A 525-nucleotide genomic window follows, 5' to 3' on the forward strand; every position below is an offset into this window, starting at 1 on the left:
GTACTACTCGAATAATCTCACGCTCGGTCTCATTTAAAGCGTAGTGTATTGTCTTTGGTCTTGAGGTTTTGTCTTTAACAAAATCACGACTCTTCCATTTGGCAATGGTTTTAGTGCTAACACCAAAGCGGTGTGCTAAGGTAGTATTCGAAGCCTTAGCCCCGTGTATAATCGCTCTTGAATGTGCATTAGTATTCGCATTCATGTGGTAGTTCTGTTTCATATATTCTCCTTTTTGTAGTAGAAAAAAAGTTAATATGTTACGGCAACTACCACCCTAATTTAGGGGGGGAAGTTTAAGGGTTTGAGTTTTTATTTTTTAGCTTTTTGCAAGCAAAAACTCAAACCCTTAAAATGACGATTGTAAGTGGCTTAAGAATTATTGATTCAAATGCTCAAACTGGAATAACGTGGTGGAACTGGACAACAAAGAATATGAGGCGTGCAATAGGGAAGGCTTGAGATCAACTAACTGTTTGCGGTTAGATGAGCCCAAGCTTTTTAGCTTTTTTGCTAACCACTCCT

General features: G+C 38.5%; 1 pseudogene. It reads right to left on the bottom strand.

Annotated elements, in window-relative coordinates:
- Positions 1–223 (bottom strand): annotated as a pseudogene (locus BHECKSOX2_RS08470) (DDE-type integrase/transposase/recombinase); the annotation flags it as partial.
- Positions 224–525: the final 302 nt, after the last annotated feature.

Origin of the sequence: thiotrophic endosymbiont of Bathymodiolus puteoserpentis (Logatchev) (assembly GCF_900127505.1) — a bacterium.
Lineage (GTDB): Bacteria > Pseudomonadota > Gammaproteobacteria > PS1 > Pseudothioglobaceae > Thiodubiliella.